Origin of the sequence: Rhodococcoides fascians A44A (genome assembly GCF_000760735.1) — a bacterium.
GTDB classification, from domain to species: domain Bacteria; phylum Actinomycetota; class Actinomycetes; order Mycobacteriales; family Mycobacteriaceae; genus Rhodococcoides; species Rhodococcoides fascians_E.
Genome location: NZ_JMEX01000009.1, coordinates 70,358 through 86,802 on the forward strand (window position 1 = coordinate 70,358; position 16,445 = coordinate 86,802).

At 59.1% G+C, this 16,445-nt stretch carries 15 protein-coding genes; 12 read left to right on the plus strand and 3 right to left on the minus strand.

The features are described 5' to 3' along the window. Window positions 1-12 precede the first annotated feature (12 nt). The 12 genes from argJ (at window position 13) to BH95_RS27125 (ending at window position 13,325) form a co-directional block, all read left to right on the plus strand. Entirely contained in the window at window positions 13-1,173 is a 1,161-nt protein-coding gene (gene argJ, locus BH95_RS27075; RefSeq protein ID WP_032365003.1) for a bifunctional glutamate N-acetyltransferase/amino-acid acetyltransferase ArgJ, read from the plus strand. An 874-nt stretch (window positions 1,174-2,047) separates the two neighbouring features. Beyond that, complete coding sequence (locus BH95_RS30040) at window positions 2,048-2,356, plus strand: helix-turn-helix transcriptional regulator (protein ID WP_368665489.1); 309 nt, start codon at window positions 2,048-2,050, stop codon at window positions 2,354-2,356. A gap of 610 nt (window positions 2,357-2,966) precedes the next feature. Continuing rightward, the gene (locus BH95_RS27080) at window positions 2,967-3,818 is read left to right on the plus strand and encodes an SAM-dependent methyltransferase (protein WP_015586129.1); all 852 of its coding nucleotides are present in this window, start codon (window positions 2,967-2,969) and stop codon (window positions 3,816-3,818) included. Between the two features lie 39 nt (window positions 3,819-3,857). Next, a complete protein-coding gene (locus tag BH95_RS27085; protein WP_032365004.1) occupies window positions 3,858-4,709 on the plus strand; it encodes an SAM-dependent methyltransferase in 852 nt (283 codons plus the stop codon). 95 nt (window positions 4,710-4,804) lie between these two features. Then, window positions 4,805-6,004, plus strand: a complete 1,200-nt coding sequence (locus tag BH95_RS27090; protein WP_015586131.1) for a cytochrome P450 — start codon at window positions 4,805-4,807, stop codon at window positions 6,002-6,004. A 13-nt stretch (window positions 6,005-6,017) separates the two neighbouring features. Then, window positions 6,018-6,932, plus strand: a complete 915-nt coding sequence (locus BH95_RS27095) for a 4Fe-4S domain-containing protein (RefSeq protein ID WP_080730063.1) — start codon at window positions 6,018-6,020, stop codon at window positions 6,930-6,932. Between the two features lie 6 nt (window positions 6,933-6,938). After that, window positions 6,939-7,877, plus strand: a complete 939-nt coding sequence (locus BH95_RS27100) for a transketolase family protein (RefSeq protein WP_015586133.1) — start codon at window positions 6,939-6,941, stop codon at window positions 7,875-7,877. Window positions 7,878-7,905: 28 nt separating this feature from the next. Continuing rightward, window positions 7,906-8,673 (plus strand): adenylate dimethylallyltransferase Fas4, encoded by a 768-nt coding sequence (gene fas4, locus BH95_RS27105; RefSeq protein ID WP_015586134.1) that lies wholly within the window; start codon window positions 7,906-7,908, stop codon window positions 8,671-8,673. Next, on the plus strand, window positions 8,670-9,986 hold the full coding sequence (locus BH95_RS27110) for an FAD-binding protein (RefSeq protein ID WP_032365005.1): 1,317 nt from the start codon (window positions 8,670-8,672) through the stop codon (window positions 9,984-9,986). The genes fas4 and BH95_RS27110 overlap by 4 nt, the downstream gene beginning before the upstream one ends. A gap of 14 nt (window positions 9,987-10,000) precedes the next feature. Continuing rightward, entirely contained in the window at window positions 10,001-10,582 is a 582-nt protein-coding gene (locus BH95_RS27115) for a TIGR00730 family Rossman fold protein (protein WP_202902193.1), read from the plus strand. Window positions 10,583-10,688: 106 nt separating this feature from the next. Next, window positions 10,689-11,993, plus strand: coding sequence for an NtaA/DmoA family FMN-dependent monooxygenase (locus tag BH95_RS27120; protein WP_015586137.1), 1,305 nt, complete (start codon window positions 10,689-10,691; stop codon window positions 11,991-11,993). Between the two features lie 129 nt (window positions 11,994-12,122). Then, a complete protein-coding gene (locus tag BH95_RS27125) occupies window positions 12,123-13,325 on the plus strand; it encodes a phthiocerol/phthiodiolone dimycocerosyl transferase family protein (protein ID WP_032365006.1) in 1,203 nt (400 codons plus the stop codon). Between the two features lie 48 nt (window positions 13,326-13,373). Here BH95_RS27125 and BH95_RS27130 read toward each other — a convergent pair whose 3' ends face one another. Genes BH95_RS27130 through BH95_RS27140 form a run of 3 tightly spaced genes read right to left on the minus strand, consistent with a single transcriptional unit; the run spans window position 13,374 to window position 16,296 of the window. Then, window positions 13,374-13,934, minus strand: coding sequence for a hypothetical protein (locus BH95_RS27130; protein ID WP_015586139.1), 561 nt, complete (start codon window positions 13,932-13,934; stop codon window positions 13,374-13,376). A 39-nt stretch (window positions 13,935-13,973) separates the two neighbouring features. Further along, window positions 13,974-15,404 (minus strand): cutinase family protein, encoded by a 1,431-nt coding sequence (locus BH95_RS28015; RefSeq protein ID WP_015586140.1) that lies wholly within the window; start codon window positions 15,402-15,404, stop codon window positions 13,974-13,976. 46 nt (window positions 15,405-15,450) lie between these two features. Next, window positions 15,451-16,296 (minus strand): hypothetical protein, encoded by an 846-nt coding sequence (locus BH95_RS27140; RefSeq protein WP_015586141.1) that lies wholly within the window; start codon window positions 16,294-16,296, stop codon window positions 15,451-15,453. Window positions 16,297-16,445 lie beyond the last annotated feature (149 nt).

Sequence of the window (16,445 nt, forward strand, 5' to 3'; positions counted from 1 at the left end):
GAAAGGGCAGACATGAGCGCCGCGTCCCCACAAGGGTTTCACTGCTGGACAACCCATTTAGGACTGGCAGACGAAGGTAAAGACGACTTCTCCATGGTCATCTCCGACAGGCCGTGCACCTCGTCGGTCGTTTTCACGAAGTCACTGTTCGCGGGCCCCTGCGTCACCTTGAGCAAGACCTCGATCGAGCAGACCAGTCCGCGCGGGGTCCTCGTGTTGGCGAAGAACGCCAACGTCGCGACCGGCGCGGAAGGGCTCCGCAACGCCAGCGAGATACGCGCATCCGTCGCACGAACCGTAGGAATCGAACCCGATGCCCTGATAATGGCCTCCACCGGAGTCATCGGAGTGCAATATCCGATGGACACCATCCGCGCCGGACTCGACGGGCTCGGCCAGGGAACACCACTCGACGCGCACGCGGTGGCCCGAGCGATCATGACCACCGACACCCGCGCCAAGGTCTCCGAACGAGCCGTCGGCACCAGCACCATCGTTGGAATCGCGAAGGGCGTCGGGATGATAGAACCGGACATGGCGACCATGCTGTCGTTTGTCTTCACCGACGCCGACGTCCCCCAGGACACGCTCAACCGAATCTTTCGTGACGTTGTCGACCGCACCTACAACTCGGTCTCGATCGACACCGACACCTCCACCAGCGACACAGCGGCGGTCTTCGCCAATGGTGCCGCCGGCCCGGTACCCGATACCGAGTTCGAGCAGGCTCTCGAGGAAGTGTGCACGGATCTGGTGAAAATGATTGCCAGCGACGGCGAAGGTGCGACCAAGCTGATCGTCACTACGGTCTCGGGTGCATCGAGCGAGCGCCAAGCGCGCGTGGTCGGGAAGTCGATCATCAACTCTCCCTTGGTCAAGACGATGATCCACGGTGAAGACCCCAACTGGGGTCGAGTTCTCATGGCTATCGGAAAATGTAGCAACGAGGTGGACATAGAACCCGACAGAATCCGAGTCGCATTCGCGGACATCGATGTGTATCCGAGCTCGTCACTCGACCAGCACGACACCGTCGAGGTGGTTCGTGAACACCTTGCAACTGCCACCGTCGAGATCAACGTAGACCTCGGAATCGGCACCGACACCTGGAGAGTGTTCGGTTGCGACCTCACCGATGAATACATTCGAATAAACGCGGACTACACCACATAGAGATCACTCCAATCACTTCACCAACAGGCCGCAGTAACGTGGAGTGGGCATCCGGCCTCGACGCCTCGACCTGTCGAAGCCGTTACAGCACGTCGCCTGTGGCCGTTGATGTTGCCGGTTCTGCCGGACTCTGGACATGAGCAAATTAAAGACCGAACACGATTCGCGCCGGGGGGCGAAAATGGCTGCAACCGATAGAGAACCTTCAAAAAGGTTCCGAGACAATGCCCATAACGACCGCAATGCCACAACTCTGATCAAAACTTCCGACCACGCATCTAGCGAAGAGCGTAGTCACGAGCTGTACACCGTGTACGGAACCGCGTGTCACGCGCCTGAACGACAGTGTATGACACGACTCACTGCGCGAATAGTCGATGGGGACAGCTTAGCGTCGATTCGGTGCGGACCAGGAGAAATTACTCGTCGACAGGTTGATCTCGAAGCCGATCCACGATTCTCCGTGAGGATTCAATACGTCTTATCGGGCGAAGTAATTCTGTCGCAGAACGGCGTCCAAATATCGCTGAAGAGTGGAGGCATTGGCCTATACTATAGCGATTACAGTTATACAATGACTGTAACCCGTGCCAGCTGTTTAGCGGTAGTCACGTTACGGCAGAGGGTGGGCTCAAGAGAAGACTTCGACGCCGCCTCGGGTCGAGGTCTTCGCGTTGTGCCAAACGCTGAAGGTACGGGGAAAATACTCTCAGATACTTTACATTCTACTTCGAGAGAAATTGGAATGCTGAACACGTTCACGGCTCATAATGTCATCTCAGCCGTTCGATTACTGGCGTGGGAAGGAATGCACCCGCCCCATGGCCACGCACCGCCTGACCAGCAATCCGGCCTCGTAGCGACGGCGCGCTTGATGATCGAGAAGAATCTTTCTGATCCCACGCTCAATCCCGACCTACTCGCGCGCAAACTACATGTATCGGTTCGTCAGCTGCATCGCGCTTTCGAGCGAGAGGAGCGAACTCTGTCCGCTTATATAGCATATGAGCGCATTGAAAGGTGCGCTGCCGATTTGATCGACCCAAGCTTACAACAGATACCGATAGGCGACATCAGTGCGCGGTGGGGGCTTAGTGACCAGTCGAGACTTTCTCGGCTATTTCGCGAGTTGAAGGGTTGCTCGCCTTCGGAATTCAGAAGGTTTTACGCGGAACCCAGCTAATTCGAGAACACATCCACCGATCAATTCCGAGTGGTCAAGACCGGAACGAAGGTTCTCGTACCGGCGCGCCGCGTCGACGTGATCGAACTCGCTGGGCAACAAGTACACGACCGGGTGACGGATTCATCAAGACAAAATTCTTGACCTTGCTCGAGGTAGTGACGGTCCGGCTATCCGTCCACGGTAGCTACCACGCAACTCCGTCACGTCCGCGCGCACTCGCGCCGATCGGGGCATCGCCTTCACGGCATAAGACGATTGATCTGCGGGTTCTCGCGGTAGACGTGGCTGTAGTCGTTGTCGACTTTGGAGGGCCCGACTCCGAGGACTTGATCGTTGGCCGGTTGCGGCTTCCATGGTCTCCTCACGGCCGGCGCAGATGGGTGCCTACCTGCACTGGACCCCGTAGGGGACTTCGACCCCACTTGTCGCACGGTGCCAAAGTTTTGTCGCTTCGCGACGAAGAGCTGTGGAGGTATTTCCGCAATTAATTTCGATAAGTAGCGTCGAAGACATCATCAAGTCGCCGACCTTGCAGGTCGCAATGGTTCATTCGACATGTCGACTTGAGATACAGAAATGATGGGGAGAACCGAAGAAGGAGACTGTGATGATCTCGGCAGATCAATATGCGCGCGATAGCTATGAACGTGAGTTGAAAGCTCACTGGGACGCTAAAACAACCGATGACATCAATCTCCTACTGGGCGCTGATGATGATCTTTACCACCATCACTACGCGATTGGCGATTTCGACCGCTCTATTCTGGATTCCGTAGGTGAGGAGCGAGAGAACGCGATTTTGCGAGAGTTGCATCGAATGGAGAATGATCAAGTCGGACTGATCCTCGACGCCCTCGGTCCTTTGCCGCCCAACTCTCGCGGCATGGATGCCGGGTCAGGTCGCGGGGGAACATCTTTTCGTCTCGCTGGAGCGACGGAGAGCCGAATCGACGGCGTCAATTTTTGCGAACATCACGTCGCGTTCGCCGAGCAGATCGCACGCAAACGCGGTTGGGATAGCCGCGTTCAATTCCACCTCGGGAACATGCTGCAGGCACCATTTCCTGATCACACTTTCGATTTCGTGGTCTCAAACGAGACGACGATGTACGCCGACGCGTACGAAGCAATGGCCGAGTTCTCCCGCCTACTGCGACGGGGCGGTCGCTACGTAATGACCACCTGGTGCCGCAACGACGCAGTCGACCCACGCTCGGACGCGACAAGGCAGATCGATGAACATTACGTATGCCGAATGCACCGCCGAAGCACTTACTTCAAGGCCTTCGCGGCAAACGGCCTGATTCCGTACCGCGTGGCTCAGTACACACACGAAGCTATGCCGTACTGGGAGCTACGCAACAACAGCAAACTCCGCACCGGCGTTGAGGATGCGTTCCTCAGCGGCTACAGCGACGGTTCACTGAACTACCTAGTGATTGCGGCCGAACGCATCTGAGACATCCACCCGGAAACCACAAACTTGAAGGAGCCTGAAATGCCGAACCTCGACGTGGCAGTCCTCGGCCAGCATGACGTACAGCAGCGCCGCTACTGGGATGCCAAAAAATCCGACGATATCAACCTGCTGCTGGGCACTGAAGACGGCTTGTACCACCACCACTACGGAATCGGTGACTACGATCACTCTGTACTCGCTGCACCTGCGGAGCTGCGGGAGTCACTGATCCTGCGCGAACTTCACCGGATGGAGTCGCTGGAAATCAACCTTATCGTCGATGCATTAGGGGAGGTCTCACCGAGCTCTCGTGTCATGGACGCGGGATCGGGGCGAGGCGGAACGACCTTCACAATCGCTGATCGATTCGGCTGCCGGGTAGACGGGGTGAACTACTGCGCTCACCATGTCGAGTTCGCAGAGAAGTTGGCCCGTGAACGCGGGAGCTCGGACCGTGTGCAATTCCACTTCGCAAACATGGTTCAGGCCCCCTTCGAGGACAACACCTTCGATTACATCGTCTCCAACGAAACCACGATGTGTGTCGACCTAGGGGAGGCGTTCACCGAGTTCGCCCGGTTGCTGCGCCCCGGCGGCCGCTATGTCGCAGTCACCTGGTGCCGCAACGACGTAGTTGCTGAGCGTTCCGAGGCATCACGGTTGATCGACGAAGAATATCAGTGCGCTATGCACACCCGCAGTACTTATTTCCAAACTCTGGCAGCAAATGGTCTGGTGCCGTATCACGTTCAGCGATACACCGACGAAGCCATCCCGTACTGGGACCTGCGCAACCAGGCAGCGTTGCGCACAGGTGTCGAGGAACCATTCCTCCAGGGCTTCCGCGAACGCAGCATCGACTACTTGGTTATCGCGTGCGAGCGTCTGTAGCGGTGGCCTGAGATATCCGAGTTATCCACGCGCCAGCGATCCTCGGCATCGGCGCGCCACTTCGTCCTTCTACAAACAATCGAAGGGATTCCGGTATGGCCGGAACGGCTGATTTACCTTTAGAAATGCGACGCAACGGCCTGAACCCGACCGAAGAGCTCGCCCAGGTCCGTGACCGCGACGGTGTTATCCCAGTAGGAGAACTCTACGGGGCCCCGGCTTTTCTCGTCTGCCGTTACGAAGACGTCCGGCGAATCTTCGCAGACTCAAACCGGTTCAGCAACGCCCACACGCCAATGTTCGCAATACCCAGCGGCGGCGATGTGATTGAAGATGAACTAGCCGCCATGCGCGCCGGTAACCTCATCGGACTCGATCCCCCCGACCACACCCGCTTGCGTCATATCCTTGCTGCGGAGTTCTCAGTGCACCGGCTCAGTCGCCTGCAGCCGCGCATCGCAGAGATAGTGGACAGTGCATTGGATGGTCTCGAGCAAGCCGGGCAACCCGCCGACCTTATGGACCGTTACGCGCTACCAGTCTCTTTGCTCGTACTGTGTGAGCTGTTGGGAGTGCCCTATGCCGATCGCGACGAATTGCGAGATCGAACAGCACGCCTCCTGGATCTGTCGGCATCTGCAGAACAACGAGCGGTTGCCCAGCGAGAAGACCGTCGATACATGGCCACCCTGGTTACCCGTGCGCAGGAACAACCCGGTGACGACTTGTTGGGAATTCTGGCGCGCAAGATTGGCGACAACCTCAGCACCGACGAACTTATCAGCATCATCAGTCTGATCATGCTCGGTGGACACGAGACCACAGCAAGCATGATCGGCCTCAGTGTACTGGCCCTTTTGCATCACCCGGAACAAGCCGCCATGATGATCGAGGACCCGAACTGCGTCAATTCCGGAATTGAGGAATTATTGCGGTGGTTGTCGGTCGCCCATTCGCAGCCACCGCGCATGGCAGTAACCGAGGTGCAAATCGCCGGGGTGACCATTCCGGCAGGATCTTTCGTCATCCCGTCCCTATTGGCCGCTAATCGCGACAGCAATCTGACGGACAGACCCGACGACCTCGATATCACCAGGGGAGTAGCCGGTCACCTCGCCTTCGGGCATGGCGTCCATTTCTGTCTTGGGCATTCACTCGCTCGGATGACCCTGCGCACGGCCGTGCCGGCGGTACTGAGGCGCTTTCCCGACCTAGCCCTCTCACCCTCGCACGACGTTCGGCTCCGCTCCGCCAGCATTGTTCTCGGCCTCGAAGAACTACAGCTGACGTGGTGAGAAGCGAGCGGTCATGAAAGTCGTCGTGAACGAGCGGAGGTGTTTCGGCTCCGGTCAGTGCGTGCTCGTCGCGCCCGAGGTCTTCGAGCAGAGTAACGACGGCACAGTCACATTGCTCGTGGACAAACCTTCCCCAGACAACCATTCGCTGGTACGCGCGGCTGCACGTTCCTGCCCAGCTACTGCTATCCGCTTCGAAGAGAATGCGATGCGACAAGAGCCAACCGAATTCAGCTATGACGATCTGCCTGCTCTGATCTCCCGTATGCGGGGAGACGAAAGGCACTCGTTCTCATCCTCATCGACGATGGACGTGCTGTGGGTACTCTACGACGAAATCCTCAACGTATCCCCCGAGAGCCCCGACGACGACGACAGGGACCGCTTCTTGCTGTCCAAAGGTCACGGCCCGATGGCCTACTACGCGGTACTTGCGGCCAAAGGGTTCCTCCGACCAGAGCTCCTCGATACCTGGGCGACAAAGAACTCACCACTCGGCTTCGCGCCGGATCGAACCAAAATCTCGGGTGTAGAAATGTCGGGTGGCTCGCTCGGCCATGGCTTGCCGCTCGCAGTGGGCGTCGCGATGGGACTCCGTATACAAAATCGTCACGCACCGAGAGTCTTCGTGCTCATCGGCGATGGAGAGTTCGATGAGGGCAGCAACCACGAGGCGATGGCTTTTGCAGGACGCGCGCGCTTGAACCAACTGACGGTCATCGTCCTGGACAACGGCACGGCAAGTATGGGTTGGCCGCATGGAATCGATAAACGGTTCGACGGTGAGGGTTGGGACACAATCAACATCAACGGTGCTGACCATGAGGAGATCGCTGCGGCACTGAATCGAGATCACAACGACAGACCGCTCGCGGTGGTCGCCACCGTGACTCGGCAATCGGCCCGTTCGTCCATTCAGCAGAGATGAATCGCCATGAATTCCGCAGACACGCAAGAACCAAAGTCCTTCAACCACACTGACATGTGGACCGCATTCGGAACGACCATGTCTGGTGCATTGGAAACAGACCCCCGCGCCGTAGTTGTGCTGGCCGACATCGGAGCCCACCTCTTCAAAGCGGCCGCGATCGCAGATCCCAACCGCGTGATCAACGTAGGGATCAGGGAACAGCTGATGATGGGGGTAGCCGGCGGGCTCGCCATGTGTGGCATGCGACCCGTGGTACACACAGTCGCCGCCTTTCTCGTCGAGCGGCCTCTTGAACAAATAAAGCTGAACTTCGCCCAGCAAGATGTCGGCGCAGTCCTGGTCAGTTGGGGAGCCTCCTACGACTTGTCGGAGTTCGCCTTCTCCCATTTCACCCCGGGCGATATCACCGTCATCGATTCGATGCCCAACTGGACAGTTCACGTGCCAGGCCATCCACAGGAGGCCGCCGATCTTCTCCTCGAATCGCTACCAGGCGATGGACGGGTCTACCTACGGCTGTCGAGTCAGGTCAACCGTTACCCCCATGCGGTCCGAGGGACATCGTTCACACCTATCAAGTACGGCACCCGCGGAGTCGTCCTCGCAGTCGGGCCCTGTTTAGATGCGGTGCTGTCGGCAACCTCCATGCTCGACGTAACCATCCTCTACGCGGCGACGATTCGCCCCTTCGACGCCACGGGCCTGTGTGCCGCGGTGCAAGCCGTGAACCGTCCGAACGTCGTGTTGGTCGAGCCCTATCTGGCAGGCACCTCGGCGCACCAAGTCTCGTCCAGTCTCGTCAGCCATCCCCATCGGCTGCTCTCCCTGGGCGTTCGACGTGAGATGGAAGATCGCCACTACGGAACCCCCGACGACCACGACCACATTCACGGACTTGACGCCCGTTCCCTGAGTAATTCGATCAATTCCTTCCTCGGCTGAGCACGACCCGCGAGAGAAAGGAATCGGGATGAAGGAATCAACCATGGCACAGACGCAAGCAAGGTTTGATCGGGTGCGATGGGAACCCGGCGTATACGCAATCGTCGGTGCCACCGGAATTGGAAAGAGCGCCGAAGCGAGCAAGTTGGCATTGAGTCACTCGGCTCCGATTGTTGTTGCCGACCGTATCCAGTGTTACTCCGATCTCCTGGTCACCAGTGGTCGAGCGTTCGACGCGAAAGTGGAAGGGCTCAACCGCGTTTGGCTCGACAACCGGACCATACATCAGGGCAACTTCGATCCGGACGAGGCCTTTGACCGGCTGATAAAAGTACTGACCTCGTACGTTGATCGCGGCGAAGCGGTGGTAATGGAGGGCGGTTCGATATCGCTCATTCTTCGATTCGCGCAAACGATATCCAACCTACCGTTCCCAGCTGTCGTGAATGTTATGCCTATTCCTGATAGGCAACACTACTTTGCCCAGCAGTGCGCAAGGGCACGACAAATGTTACGGGGAGATTCAACGGGCAGGAATTTACTCACCGAACTGGCGGAAGCGTGGGTTCTAGGCGATCAGCACAACTTCATAGCCTCGGTTGCGGGTCTGGACTGTGTACTCGACTGGTGCGCCACGCATTCCGTAACACCAGAGGAGTTGGCCAACCGAGACCTCACCACGGAGGTGCTCGACGAACTGGCGGCATCAATGGGTGGCCGGTATGTCGAGCACGGCGTCCTTCAGCAGGAAATATTTTTAAGAACCTTCGGTGCCCCAGGTGTGACCGCCAGATGAGCGGGATCTGGCACACCGACGACGTGCACCTGACATCCGCCGGGGCTGATTTCGGAAACTGCATCCATGCGAAACCGTCCGTCGTTGTCGTGCCACGGACCGTGGCCGACGTGCAGGAAGCCCTGCGCTACACCGCGGCGCGGAACCTATCGCTCGCGGTGCGCGGATCCGGACACTCGACTTACGGGCAATGCCAGGCAGATGGCGGAGTCGTGCTGGACATGAAAAGGTTCAACACCGTCCACGACGTTCGATCGGGGCAGGCCACGATCGATGCGGGTGTGCGATGGAGCGACGTGGTCGCTGCCACGCTCAGCCGCCAGCAAACCCCTCCGGTACTCACCGACTATCTCGGGACCACCGTCGGCGGAACGCTTTCGGTCGGCGGCTTCGGGGGATCGAGTCACGGCTTTGGCTTGCAAACCGACAACGTGGACTCTCTTGCTGTAGTTACCGGATCGGGAGATTTTCGGGAATGCTCCGCCGTATCGAACAGTGAACTTTTCGACGCCGTGCGCGGCGGCCTCGGTCAATTCGGCGTAATCGTCAACGCGACAATCCGTCTGACCGCTGCTCACGAGTCGGTTCGACAGTACAAATTGCAGTATTCCAACCTCGGCGTATTCCTTGGCGACCAACTCCGCGCCATGTCCAACAGACTATTCGACCATGTACAAGGACGAATTCGTGTCGATGCCGACGGCCACTTACGTTATCGACTGGACCTAGCCAAGTACTTCACCCCACCACGAAGGCCAGACGACGATGCGCTGTTGTCATCGCTCCAATACGATTCGTGCGCCGAATACAACTCGGACGTAGATTATGGTGACTTTATCAACCGTATGGCGGATCAGGAGCTTGATCTTCGGCACACAGGTGAGTGGTTCTATCCACATCCATGGGCCAGCCTGCTGATCCCGGCAGACAAGATCGAGCAGTTCATCGAAACTACCAGCTCCTCATTGACGGATGACCTAGGAAACTCCGGGCTGATCATGGTTTACCCGATTCCAACAACACCGATCACCGCACCGTTCATTCCGATTCCTCACTGCGACACATTCTTCATGTTGGCCGTACTTCGAACAGCATCCCCAGGGGCCGAAGCCCGAATGATTGCCAGCAACCGCCTGCTCTATGAACAGGCTCGGGATGTAGGCGGGGTGGCCTACGCAGTCAATGCTGTCCCCATGTCACCGGGAGATTGGTGTACGCACTTCGGTTCGCGATGGCAGGCCATCGCACGGGCTAAGCGTCGCTTCGACCCATACAGGATCCTCGCCCCTGGATACAGAATGTCATTCGACTGATGAACCTTCGACCAATGCCCGCGACTACGGTCTCGGCACAGGCCCGCCCGACCCCCAAGAGCGTCACGGTCTTCTGCGGAGCTATGCCAGGGCGCGGGACCAAATATGGACAGCTCGCAGAGGGGATGGGGCGTGCGATTGCTAGATCGAAGCTGCGCCTCGTTTATGGTGGCGCCCGAGTCGGCCTCATGGGCACCCTCGCGAACGCGGCCTTGGACTCCGGCGGAACCGTCGTTGGCGTGATCCCTGAGAGCTTCACTGCGATACCCGAGGCTGCGCATCATGGACTGACAGAACTACACGTCGTCCATGACATGCACCAACGCAAAGCTCTCATGGCCGAACTCGGTGACGCATTCATTGCCCTCCCCGGCGGTGTCGGAACCGCAGAAGAGTTCTTCGAGGTCCTTACGTGGTCACACCTGGGGCTTCACAATAAACCCTGTGTACTGCTGAACGACAACGAGTATTACCGCCCCTTGCTCTCCTACATCGAGCACGCTGCCGTCGAAGGATTTATCACCCCCGCAACCCGGTCTCGCGTAATCGTCTGCAAAGACATCGAGGGGGCTATCGCGGCCATTCGCTCACCCTAATTAGTGGGACTTCTGCCTGGCCGGTAGATCTGCTCCGTCCTCGGTGCATTCTATATCGCTCACGTTCCACCCAGTTCGTCCGTATACGAAATTTGGAGGCACGTCGATGTCTGTACGAAAATTTCACCTAGGCTGGTTTGTCGGTTTCTTTGCTAACGATTTCACCGGCGACTTCTCGCCGCCTGAAGAGCCATGGGATGGCCGATTCTATGTCGAGATGGCGAAGTCGCTAGAGCGCGCAGGATTCGACTACATGATGTTCGAGGACACGGTGTCGGTACCCGATGCATACGGGCGATCCTTCGATGCGTACCTGAAACACGCCCTGTGGGTGCCGAAACACGACCCAGTGCCGTTGGCGTCGGTGATCGCGGCCGCGACCGACCGCATAGGCGTAATCGCTACGATGTCGACGGCCTTCTATCCCCCATACATGCTGGCACGCACTGTCTCTACGGTCGACCACATCGCTGGTGGGCGCTTTGGATGGAACATCGTCACCACCGGTCAAGATCAGGCCGCGCGCAACTTCGGCATGGATCGTCTGCTGCCGCACGACAAGCGCTACGAGGTAGCACATGAGTACGTCGACCTTGTCCGAGATCTATGGAATTCCTGGGATCGAGACAACATCGTCCGTGACCGCGAGTCAGGGACTTATGTTGCGCCCGGCACTGTTCGGGCAGTGAACCACACTGGGGAGCATTTCCGTTCGGCGGGTCCGCTCAACACGGTGCACCCACCCAATGGGCAACCAGTTTTCGTCCAAGCTGGCGGATCCCCCAAGGGCCGCGACTTCGCCGCGAAGTACGCCGACTCGATTGTTGCCAACGTCAACACCGTGGAGACGATGCGGGAGTTTCGTGACGATGTCCGTAACCGGGCGCAGGCACACGGTCGAGACCCTGACGACATCAAGGTTCTCTTCATCGCGATGCCAGTACTCGGTGCCACTATGGATGAGGCTCAGGCCGCGAATAAACGGAGAATGACCAGCGACCGGGCCATCGAAAACATTCTTTTGCAACTGTCTTTCGTCACCGACATCGACTTCTCTCAGTTTCCGCTCGACGAAGTACCTCCGCAAGACTTGACAACCAATGGCGAGCAGTCATCACTGGAGAGCTTCCTGCAGCACGGTAGCGGTAAAACTCTGCGCGAGCTGACCATTGATTACCTCGCTCCGTCTATCGAACTGGTGGGGACGCCTGATCACGTAGCGGAGCGCATGGGGGAGATCGTCGACGAGGTAGGCGGTGACGGATTCTTGATTTATACCGGGTCGAACTCGCTCACCCGCCGATTCATCGCTGAGATTACCGACGGCCTCGTGCCAGCTTTACAACGAATTGGGCGAACGCGGGTGGGATATTCGTCGGTGTATCTACGTGACAACCTTCGTGAGTTCTAGTTTTGGTGCTCGTTCGCGCCATCTCCCGAGGCCATCCCATGATCAGAAACGCTCCTGGTGGTGCCGGGCTCGTGATCATCGAGCTGCACGTCCCCTATCGAACAGCAATTTAAGTGACAGGAATTTGTGGTGACTGTGGATTACTCTATTCGGGGGCTCGCTCCCAGTGAGGCGCTCTACGTCGACTTGGGAGTTTTCATCGGGTATTCGGTGCGGGCTCGCGGCGATTTGAACATATCGGGGCTCTCGGCGGCATTTGCGACATTGCGACGCTCGTATCCTGTGTTGGCTGCGCACGTGGAGACGATCGATGGAGACCATATGATCGTCAAACCATCCGGTCCGCTGCCCGGCCTCAGCGTGCACACAGGGGATCCCGGTCAGCCGCTGAGCGGGGTGAACCTCAGTGCGGGCCGCGCCCTTTCCGGGCTACACGTCGTCGGCGATTCCGCCTGCGCGAGTGTGACTTTACTAACCCACCACTGCATAGCCGACGGTCGCCATTCTGTAGATTTGCTCAGCGATCTGTGGTCTTTCTACACCGACATTGTGGAAGGAAAGACCCCTGACGCGGTTGTTCATGGCTATCCCGAGTCGCTGGAAAAGCTGTTCTCCGAGAGAGGAATCGACACACCCGATGTCGGCAATGACGAACCATTAGAGTCGGCATTAAACAGGCCGCCGACGGCTGGCTATACCGAGCCACATCGTGCGATGACCCAACTGCGTTGTCGTTTGAGCAGGCGAGTCACGACCGGGCTCATCGACTTCGGACGTCACCATGGAGTTACGGTAAACGGCCTAGTATCTGCCGCTATCATGCGGACCGAGTCAGATCTGAGAAGTGTTCGGCTCGCCGACATCGCCTACCATTTTATTGTGGACCTCAGGCCTCACGTCACACCTGCAGTGGATTCCACCGCGGGAACAAATATTGTCGGCTTCCCCGTCTATCGGGCTACGGCCGAGTCCGTAGAAATCGTGGATCTGGCTCGCAGTTTAAATGAGGAATTGCACATCGATCTCGCCGCCGGCCACCTCCAAAGTGAAGCCCTGACAGCCGCGAAGATGGCAGTGCTGTTGCCTGAACCCAACGAGGTTCGTTGCACCAATGGAGGCACGGTTCCACCATTGCGATCGCCCGCAGGACTCAAACTCGAGGACTGCCGGCCCGCGCCAGCTGGGTTTTCCTTTCCTGTTTACATCGTCCATGGGTATGGCGGTCGACTGAACATCGAGTTTGCTTTGCCGCACGGAGCTTCCCGCTACGACATCGGCCGAGGCCGGGAACGGATCAGAACGCTCGAATCCCACCTTCGTTCCGTGGCGTGATTGACCAGGCACCGGTTCCGTGAGGCCGCGCCACGCAAGGTCAGCGGATCAACCGTTATTCAGACAGTCCCGGTCTCGCAGACGAGGCTCAGCGAAATTCCGCAACGCTTCGGAGATGCGTGGGGCGTTGAGATCGGTGATCGTGGCGAGGTAGACGTTGGCGCGGTGTCCGCGGTGAGCGAGGACGGACAGGAGTTGGAGACTGCGGTTGCAGGTGAGGCGGAGGGTGTCTACGACGCCTTCGAGGGAGTCGATGACGAGGTATGCGGGGGTGAAGTCGTGGGTTGTGGCTTGACCGTTGTCGATCAGAGTTTTGCGTTGGGTTGTGAATCGCCAAACGGAATCCATGATGTCGACAGGGTCCGGGTCGGTGTCCGCGGTGGTCGAGAACGTGGGGGTTCTGGACGGGCCAGTGATCATCCATACGTGCGGAGAGTGGCCGCTGAGGGTGTCGGCGAGGGTGTGTGCGAGGTGCGTCGACGCCGCGGGATCGGCGTTCAGGAGGAGATGACCGTCGCGCTGGGGGTGCCACGTTTTGGTACCCCCAGCGTCGTGCACGTCGATGCGGACAGCGATGTCGGTGTCGGGGTCGTCCAGCTCTGTCAGCATCGTGACGGTTCCTTGTGTTCGAGTAGGGAGGTGGGTCGGCTACGAAGCAATCTGTGCCGTGGGGTTGGTGATGCGGGTGCGGAAGAGGTTGGTGAGCTCGTCCGCTCCGGTTCGACCGTTGTCGGCCATCGGTTCGTTCGCGTAGGAGTTGTGCGAATCGGTGGCGAGCGAGGTGGCGTAGTTGAGCACCTCGTCGAGCACGCGGCCTGGGGTGAGATTATCGGCCAGCCGGTTCAAAAGGGGGAACTCGTCGAGGGGGAGTGCGCGGAGGGTCTTGCGGACCGCGTTGTTGACCTGGCCCACGAGTTTGCCGAGATCGGCCGGTAGAGCCACATAGTTCTGGGCCGCGGCGTTGGTGGAGATCCGCGCTGCGGTGGTGCCGATCGCGATGTACTCGTTGATAGGCAGCTTGGACACCACGGTCCCGATCATCGAACTGAATTGGCTCGCGAAGCTGATGACTTGGGGTGTGAGGGTCGCCAGCAGTGCCGGAACGGCGAACATGTCACCGCGGTGGATTGCATCGGTGAGCTGCGAGACGGTGGTGGCCATCGGGGCGATGTCTGCCCCGGGGATGGTCATTTCTGCGACCTTTGCGCTCAGTGTTGAGACGTTGCCGGCGAGGTCGAGTGCGAGCTGCGGCACGGTGAGCATGTTGCCTGTGGTCACTGCGGTGTTCAGTTTGCCGAGCGTGTCGGTCAGGGGTTGGCCGTCGAGACCGAGAAGCGTGGTGACGACTCCGGCGACCGAAGACGCGGGATCGGTGGCGTCGATCTTCGATCCGAGTTGCCCGATGAACTGTGTGGCGATGGCGTCGTCGGGGGTGTTGCAGTACGTGTCGTCGGGATCGCACACGCTGGCGGTGACGTTGTTGAGAGCTCCGAATCCCTTGGGTCGCGCACCGACGAAGCCGTTGCCGGTGGTCTTGGTTCCGAGTTGAACGCCGGCGGTCGGGCTCTGGCCGGGGTCGGCCATCAGGCCCACGGCAAAGATGCGATCGGCGCTCACCGGGCCCTCGCCGTTTCCGATCTTGCTGGCTAGATCTCCCGCGGCGTCGGCCCCTTGGGAGAAGCCGGTCAGCCCGAACTTGGTGCTCGGGCATTCGGCTGCCTTCTCGGAGATGTGTTGCGATGCGCGATCGATCGCTTCCTTCTTACTGGTTCCGTAGGTCTGGGCCTTGTCGTTCACGATCGTCGCGACGTAGGGAACTGTGTATGTCTGCAGTTCCTGGGATGAGAACTCGGAGTCGAGTGGGTCCACGACGTTGCGGAGCATTCCGACCGGCACATTCGGATCGGCCTGCTCGTTGGTTTCCGTGGTGCCGGGTATGGCCACCAAGATGTTGTCCGGGCATGCCGGAGCACCGGCTTGCGGATCGGCAATGGCGGAGGGAATGACGACGATGCTGGCAGCGACGGCGAGCCCGACTGCGCTGACAACGATCCTCTTGCGTGTACGAGATGCGGTCATGATGTGCGTCCTTTGTAGGTGAGAGCGGGGTTGGTGCAGGTGGACTTCAGCTCGCCAAGGCGGACTCATGGTGTGATCGGGTGTAGAAGAACGTCCGCTTTCCCGGCGAGGGAGTGTTGCCGGTGCGTGCTGCTACTCCGTCGCGGACTCGCGCGACAGCGCGGCTCAAGCGCTGTCGAAGGGCTGCCGGTGAGCAGTTCTCCTCGACGGCGAGCGATGCGAGATCGGCACCTTCGGTGACGAGATATGCACGGATCAGAAGTGAGTGCTCGTCGGCAGTGATGGTCTTGGACTGCACTGCCCATGCAAGAACCGAATGCAATTCCCGTGCCGATACCTCCCCCGGATTGCTGGTCGTGCGGTCATCGGATCCGTCGGCAACCCGGTGGAGCTGGTCGGGTTCGGCCGGCGTTTCCACCGCAGATTCGCAGGTCTTGGTGATCAGACCCAGCGTCCGAAGCGAGAGTGCCCCGGCAATCCCAGTGCCGCCGGGACGGTGCGAAGCGATCACCTCGTAGAACGCGGCGATGGTACGCGAGGCACGTTCTTCGCGGCTGTGATCGGTTCCGTCCAGCCGCGCGTAGCGATGGATTCGGACCAGCTTGGGGAGCATCAACCGGACCAAAACTGTGCCGGCGAGGGCGCTGCCTGCACTGTGCTCGGTGAGCAGAAGGGACAGGGTGGCGTCACTGTCCTGAGCGGCAAGCTCAGCGATGTCGGCCACGGAGCGAGCGGACGACCATGCGGGGTGTCGATCGGCCCACGTGCGGACTTCGCGGCCTGCGAGAGCGTCGACACAGAGATTGGTCCACTCGGCGTTGATCGTCGTAAACAGCGATGTGCTGTATCCGAGTGGGGTGGAGGAATGCGAGGAAGGCTGCGGCGAGGTCACTGGGGCGCTCCTGATAGAGGCAACTGAAGTTCGATCGCCTCTGACACAAACAGCGCCTTATATCCGCTGAGCTGCGGATTCTTACTCGAAAAGGCGGAGCTGTTATACCCGCCGGGTCCGGCGGAACCAGAAAACGGCAGCGCCCCGCG